The sequence below is a fragment of the Dyella sp. CR10 genome (assembly GCF_055814425.1).
Map to the genome: position 1 here is coordinate 1,469,985 of NZ_CP185986.1, position 14,466 is coordinate 1,484,450.

General features: G+C 65.5%; 15 protein-coding genes. 10 read left to right on the top strand and 5 right to left on the bottom strand.

Going from position 1 to position 14,466, the window contains the following annotated elements; genetic code table 11:
- Positions 1-3: 3 nt before the first annotated feature.
- A complete protein-coding gene (locus tag ACNR9O_RS06775; protein ID WP_473682009.1) occupies positions 4-912 on the top strand; it encodes a LysR family transcriptional regulator in 909 nt (302 codons plus the stop codon).
- A 30-nt stretch (positions 913-942) separates the two neighbouring features.
- On the opposite strand, the gene hflD is transcribed toward ACNR9O_RS06775, so the two are convergent.
- Genes hflD through ACNR9O_RS06790 form a run of 3 tightly spaced genes read right to left on the bottom strand, consistent with a single transcriptional unit; the run spans position 943 to position 3,201 of the window.
- Entirely contained in the window at positions 943-1,566 is a 624-nt protein-coding gene (hflD, locus tag ACNR9O_RS06780; RefSeq protein WP_473682008.1) for a high frequency lysogenization protein HflD, read from the bottom strand.
- A 10-nt stretch (positions 1,567-1,576) separates the two neighbouring features.
- Positions 1,577-2,698: a tRNA 2-thiouridine(34) synthase MnmA gene (gene mnmA, locus ACNR9O_RS06785; protein ID WP_473688399.1), complete on the bottom strand. Its 1,122-nt coding sequence runs from the start codon at positions 2,696-2,698 to the stop codon at positions 1,577-1,579.
- Positions 2,699-2,703: 5 nt separating this feature from the next.
- Positions 2,704-3,201 (bottom strand): NUDIX hydrolase, encoded by a 498-nt coding sequence (locus tag ACNR9O_RS06790; protein WP_473682007.1) that lies wholly within the window; start codon positions 3,199-3,201, stop codon positions 2,704-2,706.
- 148 nt (positions 3,202-3,349) lie between these two features.
- On the opposite strand from ACNR9O_RS06790, the gene clpS reads away from it, so the two are divergent.
- Complete coding sequence (gene clpS / locus ACNR9O_RS06795) at positions 3,350-3,676, top strand: ATP-dependent Clp protease adapter ClpS (protein WP_311838703.1); 327 nt, start codon at positions 3,350-3,352, stop codon at positions 3,674-3,676.
- Positions 3,677-3,739: 63 nt separating this feature from the next.
- On the top strand, positions 3,740-6,010 hold the full coding sequence (gene clpA, locus ACNR9O_RS06800; protein ID WP_473682006.1) for an ATP-dependent Clp protease ATP-binding subunit ClpA: 2,271 nt from the start codon (positions 3,740-3,742) through the stop codon (positions 6,008-6,010).
- A gap of 124 nt (positions 6,011-6,134) precedes the next feature.
- Here clpA and infA read toward each other — a convergent pair whose 3' ends face one another.
- Both infA and ACNR9O_RS06810 read right to left on the bottom strand, forming a co-directional pair.
- On the bottom strand, positions 6,135-6,353 hold the full coding sequence (gene infA, locus ACNR9O_RS06805; RefSeq protein ID WP_473682005.1) for a translation initiation factor IF-1: 219 nt from the start codon (positions 6,351-6,353) through the stop codon (positions 6,135-6,137).
- Between the two features lie 84 nt (positions 6,354-6,437).
- Positions 6,438-6,713 (bottom strand): polyhydroxyalkanoic acid system family protein, encoded by a 276-nt coding sequence (locus tag ACNR9O_RS06810; RefSeq protein ID WP_473682003.1) that lies wholly within the window; start codon positions 6,711-6,713, stop codon positions 6,438-6,440.
- Between the two features lie 98 nt (positions 6,714-6,811).
- Between ACNR9O_RS06810 and ACNR9O_RS06815 the strand changes: the two genes are divergently transcribed.
- From ACNR9O_RS06815 to uvrC, 7 genes are all read left to right on the top strand, one after another.
- The gene (locus ACNR9O_RS06815; protein WP_473682002.1) at positions 6,812-7,582 is read left to right on the top strand and encodes an FHA domain-containing protein; all 771 of its coding nucleotides are present in this window, start codon (positions 6,812-6,814) and stop codon (positions 7,580-7,582) included.
- A gap of 77 nt (positions 7,583-7,659) precedes the next feature.
- Positions 7,660-8,745: a 3-phosphoserine/phosphohydroxythreonine transaminase gene (gene serC, locus ACNR9O_RS06820; protein ID WP_473682001.1), complete on the top strand. Its 1,086-nt coding sequence runs from the start codon at positions 7,660-7,662 to the stop codon at positions 8,743-8,745.
- Positions 8,746-8,824: 79 nt separating this feature from the next.
- A complete protein-coding gene (gene pheA / locus ACNR9O_RS06825; protein WP_473682000.1) occupies positions 8,825-9,913 on the top strand; it encodes a prephenate dehydratase in 1,089 nt (362 codons plus the stop codon).
- 45 nt (positions 9,914-9,958) lie between these two features.
- Positions 9,959-11,266, top strand: a complete 1,308-nt coding sequence (gene aroA / locus ACNR9O_RS06830; RefSeq protein WP_473681999.1) for a 3-phosphoshikimate 1-carboxyvinyltransferase — start codon at positions 9,959-9,961, stop codon at positions 11,264-11,266.
- A gap of 57 nt (positions 11,267-11,323) precedes the next feature.
- Positions 11,324-12,100, top strand: coding sequence for a 3-deoxy-manno-octulosonate cytidylyltransferase (kdsB, locus tag ACNR9O_RS06835; RefSeq protein WP_473681998.1), 777 nt, complete (start codon positions 11,324-11,326; stop codon positions 12,098-12,100).
- Entirely contained in the window at positions 12,097-12,564 is a 468-nt protein-coding gene (locus tag ACNR9O_RS06840) for a low molecular weight protein-tyrosine-phosphatase (RefSeq protein ID WP_473681997.1), read from the top strand. Before kdsB ends, ACNR9O_RS06840 begins: the two co-directional genes overlap by 4 nt.
- A gap of 66 nt (positions 12,565-12,630) precedes the next feature.
- Positions 12,631-14,457 carry an excinuclease ABC subunit UvrC gene (gene uvrC / locus ACNR9O_RS06845; protein WP_473681996.1) on the top strand — a complete coding sequence of 609 codons (1,827 nt, stop codon included), beginning with the start codon at positions 12,631-12,633 and terminating at the stop codon, positions 14,455-14,457.
- Positions 14,458-14,466: the final 9 nt, after the last annotated feature.

A 14,466-nucleotide genomic window follows, 5' to 3' on the forward strand; every position in this document is an offset into this window, starting at 1 on the left:
CAGATGATTTCCACCCACCTATCGGTCGTCTCGCTGCGTGACCTGACGCTGGTGCAGGCGGTGCGGCGCCATGGCAGCTTCAACAGCGCCGCGCGCGCGATGCACATCAGCCCCTCGGGCCTTTCGCATCAGGTGCAGAAGGTCGAGCAGGCGCTGGGTACGCCGCTGTTCGAGCGCGGCGGTCGGCGCGTGGTGCCTACGGCAGGCGGGCAACGCCTGCTGGAGCAGATCGATGCGGTGCTGCTGGCGGCCGAGCATCTGCAGCAGGCGGCGCGTGCCGGCGAGACCGCGTTCGGCGGGGAGCTGCGGCTGGGCGTGCTCGCCACACTGGGGCCGTACCTGCTGCCTCATCTGATCGCGCCCTTTCCCCAGCATTTCCCGGGTGCCCGCCTGAGCCTTTCCGAAGGCAAGCCGCGCGGCCTGCTGCGGCGCTTGCAGGAGGGCGAGCTGGATGCGGTGCTGGCGCCGCCGGCGCCGCCCGTGAGCGGCGTCGCGGTGCGTGCGCTGTTCTTCGAGCCGTGGGAGGTCATGCTGCGCGCGGATCATCCTCTGGCCGGCCGCCGCAGCGTCACGCTGGATCAACTGGATGCCGCCGATGCCACATTGATGGCCGAAAGCCACGCGGATGGCGTTCTCGGCGGCGGCCACGTGCAGGACGTGAGCCTGGAAAGCCTGGCAGCCCTGGTGGGGCTGCGCGGCGGCTATGCCCTGGTGCCTGCGCTGGCGCACGAACGCCTGGCTTCGATGCCAGATATCGCGCTGGCGAGGTTCAAGGGGCAGGCGCCGGGGCGCGAAATCGCCCTGTACTGGCGTGAGGCATCGCCTTGGCATGCCGATCTGAAGGCGTTCGCCGAGCTCTTGCGCAAAGTGGCGAAACAGCGTCCGGGACTGAAGGTCGCGGACGCTCGCTGAGCGGCGGAGGTCAGCCGCTGGAACCCTTGTTCAGCCGTTGTCGAGCGTGACGCCGGTGAGCAGCCCGCGCGCCAGCATGCTGCACTGGCGCCGGTAGAGCAGCAACTGCCACTGCCGCCCGCCGATCTGGCGCCACAGCACGGCCGAGCGCACCGCGGCGAGCAGGCTCGCACGTACCTTCTCCACCACATTGGGCTGCTGCAGCTGCTGCGGGTTGCCGGTCACCATCACGCGCGGCTTGAGCGTGGAAAGCGTGGAGGCATACAGGGAAGCGAGCCGCTTGATCACCTGCGGGGAATCCTGGCCGAAGTGTTCGACCTGGCGCTGCGCCTGGAGGATGCCTTTGTGCAGGTCATCCAGCAGATGGCGCTGGCGCGACAGGCTGCGTTCCAGGCGCATCACGGTGACGGCCATGCGGGTGACGGCCATGTCGCGGCCGGTGTCGTCCAGCTGCGAAATCAGCTGGCGCAAGCCCAGGCGCACACCGCCGACATTGCCGTAGACGCTCACCACCGAAGGGGCGTCGATGCGGAACACGCTGCTCAGGCTGGACTCGAACGCGCTTTCGTCGCAGCGGCCGTCGTTGGCCAGCTGCTGGGCGAGTGCGGTGGCCTGGAACAGGCCAGCGAGAGCGAGCACGCGCTCCTCATTCATGGCATAGGCTTCAAACACGTTGTACGGACTCTTCGGGGATGGTGGCGGCGGTCCAGCCGCCGTAAGGGGCGTCGGTGCAGGCGATCACGGCGCCGCCGAGGCAGGTTTCGCCATCGTAGAAGACGACGGACTGGCCGGGTGTGACCGCGCGCTGAGGTTCGTCGAAGCGCACTTCCAGGCCATCGGCTTCGATGCACACGGTACAGTGCTGGTCGTACTGGCGGTAGCGCGTCTTGGCGGTGCAGCGGAACTCGCGCGCAGGCGCTTCGCCGGCCACCCAGGTCGGTGTCTCGGCGCGTAACAGGCGGGAATACAGCCAGTGATTCTCGCCGCCCTGCGCTACGTACAGCACATTGGCGTGCACGTCCTTGCCAACCACATACCAGGCCTCGCCGCTGGCGCCCTGGCGTCCGCCGATGCCCAGGCCGTTGCGCTGGCCCAGCGTGTAATACATGACACCCTGGTGCTCGCCCAGCCGCATGCCGTCGGGTGTGCGCATCTCTCCGGGACGGGCGGGGATGTACTGGCTCAGGAACTCGCGGAAATCGCGCTCGCCGATGAAGCAGATGCCGGTGGAGTCCTTCTTGGCGTGGGTCGGCAACGCGGCCTCTTGTGCCATGCGCCGGACTTCGGACTTCTGGATTTCGCCGACAGGGAAGAGGGTGGCGGCGAGCTGGCGCTGGCCCAGCGCGTGGAGGAAATAGGTCTGGTCCTTGGATGTGTCGATCGCGCGCAGCAACCGGTAGCGGCCGTCATGCTCGTCCACCCGCGCGTAGTGGCCGGTAGCGATCTTCTCCGCGCCGAGCGCGCGAGCTTCGTCGAGGAAGGTCTTGAACTTGATCTCGCGATTGCACAGCACGTCCGGGTTGGGTGTGCGGCCTGCGCGATATTCGGCGAGGAAGTGCTCGAACACGCCGTCCCAGTACTCCGCGGCGAAATTGCGCGCGTGGAACGGGATGCCCAGGCGGCCGCACACGGCCACGGCGTCCTTGCGGTCGGCGTCCGCGGTGCAGGGACCGTTGCGGTCGTCTTCCTCCCAGTTCTGCATGAACAGGCCTTCGACGTCGTGGCCAGCCTGCTGCAGAAGCAGTGCGGCGACTGAGGAATCGACGCCGCCGGAAATGCCCAGCATCACTTTCACGGGTAGCGGTCCTCGGGCAGCAGGCTGCCCAGCATGGACAACGGCATGCGCTGACCGGCCAGCCAGGCGTCGATGCTGTGGAGGACCAGTGGGCTGCGCAGGCGATCGCCAAGCGCGGCGATCTCGGCGCGGGTCAGCCACAGGGCGCGGCGGATGCCGGCGTCGAGCGGGCGGTCGGGATCGTGCCGCATGGCGCGTGCGGCGAAACTGAAGCGCAATACGCTTTCGCCATGCTCGGTGCTGCGCCACTGGTGCACGCCCACCAGGCAGTCGAGCTCGACCGTCCAGCCAGTTTCCTCCAGCGTTTCGCGCGCGGCAGCGCTAGCCAGGCTTTCACCATCGTCCAGATGGCCGGCTGGCTGGTTGTAGGCGAGGCGTCCGCCGATTTCTTCCTCCACCATCAGATAGCGCCCGTCCGCCGCGACGATACAGGCCACGGTGACGCGGGGGCACCAGACGGAGGGGGAGCGGGAAGGGGCCAGGGTGTCGTTCATGGGCGTGATATGGCGCCGGGACCGGCACTGGAAAAGGACCATTGTGCCATCACCTAGTGCCATCACCTGAAAGTGATAGTCCGAGCTGCGGGCTTTCTCCCGCGGGCCGGGCGGTATACTCACCCACAAGATCGAGACTACGGAACTCATGGCGCACGAACCCGAACACGAGCAGGGCACCGGACACGGCTTGGCGCTGGAAACCTCACGCCCGGAGGTGGCGCGACCGCCGTTGTTCCAGGTGGTTCTCCTCAATGACGATTTCACCCCGATGGATTTCGTGGTGGAGGTCCTGCGCAGCTTCTTCGGCCTGGATCAGGAACGCGCGGTGCAGGTGATGCTTCACGTCCATACCCGTGGCAAGGGTGTGTGCGGGGTCTTCACGAGGGAGGTGGCCGAGACCAAGGTGACCCAGGTGAACGAATATTCACGTGCTCATCAGCATCCGTTGTTGTGCACTATGGAAAAGCTCTGAGCGCCCCCATTTCGTGGTCATCGCGGCGTTAGCCGCCCTGCCATTCAAGCGGAGAAGGTCCGGATGTTCAGCAAGGATCTCGAAGTCACCATCGGCCAGTGCTACAAGCAGGCCCGTGAGCAGCGCCACGAATTCATGACGGTGGAGCACCTGCTGCTCGCGCTCACCGAAAACCAGTCGGCCCTCGGCGCGCTGCGCGCCTGCGGCGTCGACCTGCCGCGGCTCACTCATGAGCTGGAAAAGATCATCGCCGAAACCGTGCCGGTGCTGCCGCACGGCGACGAGCGTGACACCCAGCCCACGCTGGGTTTCCAGCGCGTGCTGCAACGGGCCGTGTATCACGTGCAGTCCTCCGGCCGCAAAGAAGTCACGGGCGCCAATGTGCTGGTGGCGATTTTCGGCGAGAAGGATTCGCATGCCGTCTATTTCCTGCACCAGCAGGAAATCACGCGGCTGGACGTGGTCAATTACATCTCGCACGGCATCGCCAAGATTGGTGACGAGCCGTCCTCGGGGATTCCCGGCACGGAACGGGAGAGCGAGGAGGGCGGGGAGCCGAAGGGCAATCCGCTGAGCGAGTACGCGTCCAATCTCAACGAACTGGCGCTGGAAGGCAAGATCGACCCGCTGATCGGTCGCCAGGACGAGATCGAGCGCACCATCCAGGTGTTGTGCCGCCGCCGCAAGAACAACCCGCTGTACGTGGGCGAGGCCGGCGTGGGCAAGACCGCCCTGGCCGAAGGCCTGGCCAAGCGCATCGTCGATGGCGACGTACCGGAGGTGCTGGAAAACGCCACCATCTGGTCGCTCGACCTTGGGGCCCTCGTGGCCGGCACCAAATACCGCGGCGATTTCGAGAAGCGCCTGAAGGCGGTGATCTCCCAGCTGAAGAAGCAGCCGGGGGCCATTCTGTTCATCGACGAGATCCACACCATTATCGGCGCCGGCTCCGCGTCGGGCGGCACCATGGACGCCTCGAACCTGATCAAGCCCATGCTGGCCTCCGGCGAGCTGCGCTGCATCGGTTCGACCACCTTCCAGGAGTTCCGCGGGATCTTCGAGAAGGACCGCGCGCTGGCTCGCCGCTTCCAGAAGATCGATGTGGTCGAGCCCACCGTGGCCGACAGTATCGAGATTCTCAAGGGGCTGCGTTCGCGCTTCGAGGAACACCACAACGTCGTCTACACCAACGAGTCGCTGAAGGCGGCGGTGGACCTGTCGGTGAAGCACATCCCTGACCGCCTGCTGCCGGACAAGGCGATCGACGTGATCGACGAGGCTGGTGCGCGTCAGCGCCTGCTGCCGGTCGACCAGCGCACGGGCAAGATCGATGTGCCTGAGGTCGAATATATCGTGGCCAAGATGGCGCGGATTCCGGCCAAGCAGGTCTCGGCTTCCGACCGCGACGTGCTGCGTAATCTCGAGCGCAACCTGAAAATGGTGGTGTTCGGGCAGGACGCAGCGATCGAAGCGCTGGCCTCGTCGATCAAGATGGCACGCTCTGGCCTGGCGGATCCATCCAAGCCGATCGGCGCCTTCCTGCTTGCCGGTCCGACCGGCGTGGGCAAGACCGAAGTGACCCGCCAGCTCGCACTGCAGCTGGGCATCGAGATGATCCGTTTCGACATGTCCGAATACATGGAAGCGCATTCGGTCTCTCGGCTGGTCGGTGCACCTCCGGGTTACGTGGGCTTCGACCAGGGCGGTCTGCTGACCGAGGCGGTGACCAAGCATCCGCACGCGGTGCTGTTGCTGGACGAAATCGAGAAGGCGCACCCGGATGTGTACAACATCCTGTTGCAAGTGATGGACCGCGGTGTACTGACCGATACCAATGGGCGCGAGGCCAACTTTAAGAACGTGGTGGTCGTGATGACCACGAACGCAGGCGCCCAGCAGGCGGCCCGCCGCGGCATTGGCTTCGTCAAGCAGAGCCATGCGACCGACGCGATGGAAGTGATCCGCCGTACGTTCACGCCGGAATTCCGCAATCGTCTGGACGCGATCATTCAGTTCAATGCGCTGGACTTCGAGCACATCCTTCGTGTGGTCGACAAGTTCCTGATCGAGCTGGAATCACAGCTGTCGGAGAAGCACGTCGCCCTGGATGTGGACGCCGATGCACGCCGCTGGCTGGCCGAGCATGGCTTCGATCCGCAGATGGGCGCCCGCCCGATGGCCCGTGTGATCCAGGAGAAGGTGAAGCGCGCGCTGGCGGATGAGCTGCTGTTCGGCAAGCTGGCCGAGGGCGGCAAGGTGAAGCTCAGCGTCGCCGACGGCGAATTGAAGGTAGACACCGAGGCGGCGGAGAAGCTGCCGGCCGTGGTCTCCTGAAGTCAGTCGGATCGCTGGTGGAAACACGAAAAGGCCGCGCAGTGCGCGGCCTTTTTTTATCGAGCCCTGACCTGGTGGGCGCGAGGCGTTCCGATGCCTCTCGCCGCGCCGGTCGCCGGCCGGATCACTTCATGCGGTAGGTGATGCGACCCTTGGTGAGGTCGTACGGAGTCATCTCCACCTTCACCTTGTCGCCGGTGAGGATGCGGATGTAGTGCTTGCGCATGCGTCCGGAGATATGGGCGGTGATGGTGTGCCCATTTTCCAGCTGCACGCGGAACATGGTGTTGGGCAGGGTCTCCATGACCGTGCCTTCCATTTCGATGACGTCGTCTTTGGCCATGCGTTCCGGTCGGTAAAGGAAGCGGCCGGTACGGCCGCGTAAGCGGGCAATTATGCCACGGAATAACGGATGGTTAAAGAATCATCAGCCGAAGTGCTCGTCGAGCTTCCGGCGGATCTCCTGTTCCACCATCCCCTTGAGGGGCGCCAGCATCATGCCGAGCTCGGCTTTGACCTGGATGGCGTCGGCGCCGACTTCGATCGATCCGTTCACGCCAGGGCGGGAAAAGCTCAGCGTGTCACCCTTCCACTGACCATCCATGCCGAACTTCTCGCGCATGCGCGCGGCCACCTGTTCCACCACCGCACGGGCATCGGCGATGGACAGCTGGTGCGGTCGGCGGATATCGATCTTGGGCATGGCCATTTCCTGACGGGAAACCGCACATAATAGCGACGATGGCGTCGAATGGCCGCATCCATCTGCTAGAGTCCCGCCGTCTATCGACTGGTTCACAGATGCGCATCGAGTTTCCTCATTCGGCCCGCGAGGACTTTCATTGGGAGCAGCCGCTGCTGAAGATCGGCAGCGCTCCCGACAATGATCTGGTGCTCGCCGCCAAGCAGACAGGAAACCATCACCTGCGCATCCATCAGGATCGTCGCGGCTGGGTGCTGCAGGTCTTGCCGCAGGGCAATCGCATCTATGTCAATGCGCGTCCGGTACGGGAGCAGGCGTTGCTGCGCCCGGGCGACATTCTCAGCGTGGGGGATTGCCGCATGCTGCTGCGTGCGGACGAGGAGCCCGGCTCCCGGCCGCCATTACAGGACGTACCGGGTCCGGAGCGATGCACGGTGGCCCTGCGCGCGGTAGCGGGGCCTCTGTCCGGTCGCGTGTTGTCGGTCCGGGACAAGCTGGAGTTCGATCCGCTTGGACGTTATCCGCTGGAACTTCCGCAGGGCGAGGCGGCGTCGTTGCGCCTGGCTTGGCTGGATGGCCAGCTGTGGCTGGAATTGCTGCAGGCATCGGCGCGTTATCCCTTGCGGGTGAATGGCGTCACGGTAGAGAGGGTCGCACTGCGCCCGGGGGATCAGATCGGTCTGGCCATGCACCGTTTCGTGGTGGATGCCCCCGGCATGGAGCGGGAGCCCGAGCTGCCCCCGCCGCCCGCCGATCCTGTGCACCTCCCCGAGGAGGACGCCGGCCCCCGCGGCGAAGTGTGGTGGCTGATCGTCACTGCGGCAGTGCTGGCGCTTGGCATCGCCTTGATCCTGCTGGTTCGTTTCTGACGTAACCATTTGCGCGGTTGACGCTGGGTTGTTGCGCCGCGCCATAATGCGTCTCTTCACTCGGAGAGGCGTCATTCGTGAGCAGGGTTTGGAACTTCAGCGCGGGTCCCGCAGCCATCCCCACCCCCGTACTGGAGCGCGCGCAGCGCGAGTTGCTCGATTGGAACGGCAGTGGCGCCTCGGTCATGGAGCTGTCGCATCGCGGCAAGATGTTCATCGGGCTGGCGCAGCAGGCTGAAGCCGATCTGCGCGAATTGCTGAAGATTCCGGCGGAGTACGCGGTGTTGTTCCTGCAGGGCGGCGCCACCCAGCATTTCGCCCAGATCCCGATGAACCTGGCGGGAGAGGGCGACAGCGCCGATTACATCGTCAACGGCCATTGGGGCGAAAAGGCTGCGAGCGAGGCGGCGCCCTATGTTCGCGTGAATCTCGCCGCGAGCAGCAAGGCCGATCAGTACCTGCGCCTGCCGCCGCGCGAGAGCTGGCGGCTCGATGCGCGCGCCGCTTATGTGCATTACACGCCGAACGAGACCATCCACGGCGTCGAGTATCACGACATTCCGGACGTGGGCGATGTGCCGCTAGTGGCCGACATGTCCTCGAACATTCTGTCCGAGCCGCTGGATGTCAGCCGCTTCGGGCTGATCTACGCTGGCGCGCAGAAGAACATCGGACCATCGGGGTTGGTGGTGATGATCGTGCGTCGCGATCTGCTGCAACGTGCGCCGCGCGCCATGGCGAAGATCTTCCGTTACGCCGACCATGCGGCCAACGATTCCATGCTCAATACGCCCAACACTTGGGGTTGGTACCTGGCCGGGCTCACCTTCCAGTGGCTGAAAGAACAGGGCGGCGTGGAAGCGATGGCGCGGCGAAACCAGGCCAAGGCGACGCTTCTCTATGACACCATCGACGGTTCCGGCGGGTTTTACCGTAATCCGGTCGAGGTGACCGCCCGTTCGCGCATGAACGTGCCTTTCACGCTGTACGACAGCAACCTGGATACCGCCTTCCTCGAGGAGTCGGCAGCGGCCGGCCTGTTGGCGCTCAAGGGGCACAAGGCGCTCGGAGGCATGCGCGCTTCGATCTACAACGCGGTACCGCTCGAGGCCGTGCAGGTGCTGGTGCAGTTCATGAAAGACTTCGCCAAGCGCCACGGCTGAGCCGCGAAAGCGCCCGTTTCGAACCGGAATAGGGCACTATGCGGATTCTCCGTTTAGACATCTTTACTCCCATAGCCACATGACCGACCAAAAGCTCTCGCTCGAACAGGTGCGCGATCGCATCGACAGCATCGACCGTCACATCCAGGAGCTCATTTCCGAGCGCGCGACCTGGGCGCAGGAAGTGGCGCGCGTCAAGGGCGAGGGGCTTTCGGCGATCGACTATTACCGACCCGAGCGCGAGGCACATGTGCTGCGCATGGTGGTGGACCGCAACAGCGGTCCGCTGTCCGATACCGAGATGGTGCGGCTGTTCCGCGAGATCATGTCGTCCTGCCTGGCGCAGGAAGATCCCCTCAAGGTCGGCTTCCTTGGCCCCGAGGGGACCTTCAGCGAGCAGGCCGTGCGCAAGCATTTCGGCCATGCCGCGTACGGGCTGCCGCTCGGCAGCATCGAGGAAGTGTTCCAGGAGGTCGCTGCCGGACACGCGGACTTTGGCGTGGTGCCCGTGGAGAACTCCGGGCAAGGCATGATCCAGGTGACGCTGGACATGTTCCTCACCTCCGAGGCCACCATCTGCGGCGAGATCGAGCTGCGCGTGCATCAGTGCCTGCATTCGCAGAACGGCAAGATGGCGGACATCCGCCGCGTCTATGCCCACGCGCAATCGCTGCAGCAGTGCAAGACCTGGTTGCGCATCAATCTGCCCAACGTGGAATGCATCGCCGTCAGCAGCAATGCGGAAGCCGCGCGGCTGGCCCGCCATGCGGACGACGCGGCGGCCATCGCCGGTGAAACGGCGGGGCGCGTCTATGGCCTGAAGACCCTCGCCACCGGCATCGAGGATCGCGCGGATAACACGACGCGCTTCCTGGTGATCGGGCGCTCGTTGTTCCCGCCGTCGGGCAACGATCGTACCTCGCTGCTGATTACCGTGAACGACAAGCCTGGCGCGCTCTACGACGTGCTCAGCCCGTTCGCCAAGCACGGGGTCAGCCTCAATCGCATCGAGTCGCGCCCGGCGCATACCGGCAAGTGGCAGTACGCCTTCTTCATCGACGTGTCCGGCCATATGAAAGACGCGCCGATCCAGGCCGCGATGCAGGAAATGGACGGGGCGGCTGCGCAAGTGCGCGTGCTCGGCTCCTACCCGGTGGCCTTGCCCTGATCTTAGAAGACGCGGCGGCCTGGGCGCCGCCGCCGGAGAACATTCGTGAGTCGACTCGACTGGTTGAGCCAGCCAGCCCACGCGCTGCACGGCAGTGCGCGTGTGCCTGGCGACAAATCCGTTTCCCATCGTGCCCTGATGCTTTCCGCATTGGCGGAAGGCCGTTCGCACGTCAGGGGCTTTCTGGAGGGAGAGGACACCCGTGCCACCGCGGCGGTGCTGCAGCAGCTGGGTGTGCGCATCGAGATGCCGAACGATGGCGAGCGCGTGGTGCATGGCGTCGGCCTGCATGGCTTGCGTGGTACGGCACAGGCGCTGGATTGCGGCAATGCCGGTACAGGCATGCGCCTGCTGGCGGGCCTGCTTGCGGGACAGGCTTTCGATAGCACGCTCACCGGCGATGCCTCTCTATCCAAGCGGCCGATGCGCCGCGTCACCGATCCGCTCGCTGCGATGGGGGCACGCATCGACACGCAGGATGGCTTGCCGCCGCTGCGTGTGCATGGTGGCCAGCCGTTGCGCGGCATCCGCTACACGCTGCCGGTGGCGAGCGCCCAGGTGAAGTCCGCCTTGCTGCTGGCTGGCCTGTATGCGCAGGGCGAGACCGAGGTGATCGAACCGCACCCGACCCGCGATTACACCGAACGCATGCTGGCCGCTTTCGGCTGGCCCATCGATTTCGAGCCCGGGCGTGCGCGCCTCAGCGGCGGGCATCACCTGCGCGCCACCGACGTGGACGTGCCGGCTGATTTTTCCTCCGCTGCGTTTTTTCTCGTGGCCGGCAGCATCGTGCCTGGGTCGGAGCTGCGTCTCCCGGCAGTGGGATTGAACCCGCGTCGCACTGGCCTGCTGCAGGCATTGCGGTTGATGGGGGCGGATATCCGGATCGAGAACGAGCGCGCAAGCGGTGGCGAGCCGGTGGGGGATCTGGTCGTTCGCCACGCGCCGCTGCATGGCGTCGAGCTGCCTCAAGCTCTGGTGCCGGACATGATCGATGAATTCCCTGCGCTGTTCGTGGCCGCAGCAGTGGCCAAGGGGCGCACCGTGGTGCGTGGCGCCGCCGAGTTGCGGGTGAAGGAGTCAGACCGCATCGCCACCATGGCGGCCGGCCTCAAGGCGATCGGGGCAACGGTGGAGGAAACGCCGGATGGCGCCGTCATCGACGGCGGCGCGCTGCGCGGTGGCGAGGTCGACAGCCATGGCGATCATCGCATCGCGATGAGCTTTGCGGTGGCCGGCCTGGTGGCGCAGTCGCCGATCCGCATCGCCGACTGCGCCAATGTCGCCACCTCTTTCCCAGGCTTCCTGGAACTGGCCAATCACTGCGGCTTCGCGCTCGCGGCTGCGGACTGACCCCTCGTCTGGGCGCTGCCCAGCGGTTAGGCTTGGCGGCTTCCGCAAGAGGTCGCCATGTCCAGCCAGGTACCGCCCTTCATCGTCGCCATCCCCGCCCGTTACGGCTCCACCCGGTTGCCGGCCAAGCCGTTGCGGGAGATCGGCGGCGTGCCCATGGTGGTGCGGGTGGCGCAGCGTGCCATGCAGGCCGGCGCGGCCCAGGTCGTGGTGGCGGTGGACGACCAGCGCATTGCCGATGCGCTGGTCGGGCAGGGCGTCGACATTTGCATGACCCGCAGCGATCACGCATCGGGCAGTGACAGGCTGGCCGAATGCGCCGGCCTTTATGGTTGGGCCGACGAAGCCATTGTCGTGAACTTGCAGGGCGACGAGCCCTTCGCGCCTGCCGCGGGGATACGCGAAGTCGCGCTCGCGCTGGCAGAGGACGATGCGCCGGTAGCGACGCTGGCGACGCCGATCGAGGATGCGCACGAGTTGTTCGACCCGAATGTGGTGAAGGTGGTCCGGGCGGTCTCCGGGCGAGCGATGTATTTCAGTCGCGCGCCGCTGCCGTGGGCACGCGATGCTTTCGCGGCGAACCGCGAAAGCCTGCCGTCCGACATGCCATTCCTGCGGCACATTGGCATCTACGCCTATCGCGCAGGTTTCCTCAAGCGCTACGCGGGCCTCGGCCGTACACCACTTGAGCAGATCGAGGCGCTGGAGCAATTGCGCGTCATGGAGCACGGCCATGCCATTGCCGTGCGCCTGACGCCGGAACCATTTCCCCCCGGCATCGATACCGAAGCCGATCTGGTGCGTGCCGAGCGCTGGCTGGCGGGACAGGGATGAGCGTGCCGCGCGTTCTGTTCGTCTGTCTGGGGAATATCTGCCGCTCCCCGCTGGTGGAAGCCGTGGCGCGCAAGCGTTGTGCCGAGGCGGGACTCACGGCTGCGTTCGCCTCCTGCGGTACCGGCCATTGGCATGTGGGAAAGGGGGCAGACGAGCGCATGGTGCGTGCGGCGGCTGTCGCCGGTTTCGATCTGGGCGCGCATCGTGCGCGTCAATTGCGATCGGCGGACCTGGACGACTATGACCTCGTGCTGGCCATGGACAGCGACAATCTGAAGGGCATCACGCGGTTCGTCACCTCGAGCTCACACGCACGGACCGGCCTGTTTCTGGCATGGACCGGGGCAGCGCCGCCAGCGGATTTCCCGGACCCTTACTTTGGCTCGACCGAGGGATTCGCCTTCTCCGTGGCCCTGGCCGAACGAGGCGTCGCCGGACTGATCGAACGCCTGCGTGTGCTCTGATCCCGGCATTGCAAAGACGCGGAAAGCCTCCATTAGAGCAAGGCAAATCCCGCTAGAATCCCTTGCATGCAGCCCGACTCGCCGCAGGCCTTCGACGGCAAGGCCTTCGTTCGTACCCTGACCACTTCGCCTGGCGTCTACCGCTACTTCGACGCGGAGGGCGAACTGCTGTACGTCGGCAAGGCCGGCAATCTCAAGAAACGTGTCGGCAGCTACTTCCTCAAGCCGCGCATGGAGCCGCGCATCGCCTCCATGGTCTCGCAGATCATGCGGGCGGAGATCACCGTCACTCGCACCGAGGGCGAGGCGCTGCTGCTGGAATCGCAGCTGATCAAGTCGCTGAAGCCGCGCTACAACATCCTGCTGCGCGACGATAAAAGCTACCCATATATCTATCTGTCCGGCGGCGAGGATTACCCGCGCCTGGCTTTCCACCGCGGCGCGAAGAATCTGCCTGGCCGCTATTTCGGACCGTATCCGAGTGCTTTCGCAGTGCGCGAAAGCCTCAATCTGATGCAAAAGCTGTTCAAGGTGCGCCAGTGCGAGGACAGTTATTTCCGCAACCGCTCGCGCCCATGCCTGCAGCATCAGATCGGGCGTTGCACGGCGCCCTGCGTGCAGCTTGTTACGGTAGAAGATTACCGCGCTGACGTGCGCCATGCGGAGATGTTCCTCGAAGGACGCAGTAGCGCGGTGATCGATGAACTGGTGGCATCGATGGAGCAGGCCAGCAAGTCGTTGGAGTTCGAGCGCGCCGCGTCCATGCGCGATCAGATCGCCGCGTTGCGTGGGCTGCAGGCGCAGCACCATGTGCATGGGGCCAGCGCGGACATGGACGTGATCGCTTGCCGCATCGAAGCAGGCATGGCCTGTGTCAGCGTGCTGTTCTTCCGCAACGGCATCAGCCTGGGCACGCGAGATTTCTTCCCGCGGCTACCGTTGGACGCCGAGACGGGGGACGTGCTGGCGCAGTTCGTCGCCCAGTATTACCTCGACCGGCCGGTGCCGCGCGAACTGATCCTGTGCGACCCCATCCCCGATCAGGACATCCTGGCCGAGCTGCTGACCCAGCAATCGGGGCATGCGGTGGAGCTGAAGTCCAGCGTACGTGGCGAACGCGCGCGCTTCCTGCAAATGGCCGAGCGCAATGCGCAGGCATCGCTCACGGCGCGCCTGGCCAGCCGGCAGACGCTCGGCGCGCGTTTCGACGATCTGCAGAAATTGCTCGGGCTGAGCGAGCCACCGCGGCGCATCGAGTGTTTCGATATCAGCCATACCATGGGCGAGGCAACGGTGGCTTCATGCGTCGTGTTCGGCCCCGAGGGCGCGGAGAAATCGCACTACCGCCGCTTCAACATCACCGGTATCACGCCTGGCGACGACTACGCCGCCATGCACCAGGCGCTGACGCGTCGTTTCCGTAAGGTGGCGGAGGGCGATGGAGCCTGTCCCGACATCCTGCTGATCGACGGCGGTGGCGGGCAGGTGGCGCAGGCTTTGGATGTCCTGAAAGCATTAGGCGTCGCCGGCGTGCGCGTGGTCGGCGTGGCCAAAGGGCCGGGTCGTCGCGCGGGCGAGGAAACGCTGATCCTGGCCGATTCGGGACGCGAGCTGCATCCGGGGCCGGCTTCGCCGGCCTTGCACCTGGTGGCCGCCGTGCGCGACGAAGCGCATCGGTTTGCGATCACCGGCCACCGCAAGCGACGCGAGAAGGCCCGTGAGCGCAGCGTGCTGGAGGAAGTCCCGGGCATCGGTGCGCGCCGCCGCGCGGCCTTGCTCAAGGCATTTGGCGGCCTCGGCGGCGTTGAGGCCGCTGGCGTGGAAGAACTTACGAGAGTCAAAGGCATCGACCGTGGCCTGGCGGAGCGCATTTATGCGGCATTGCATGGCTGAGGTTGCAGT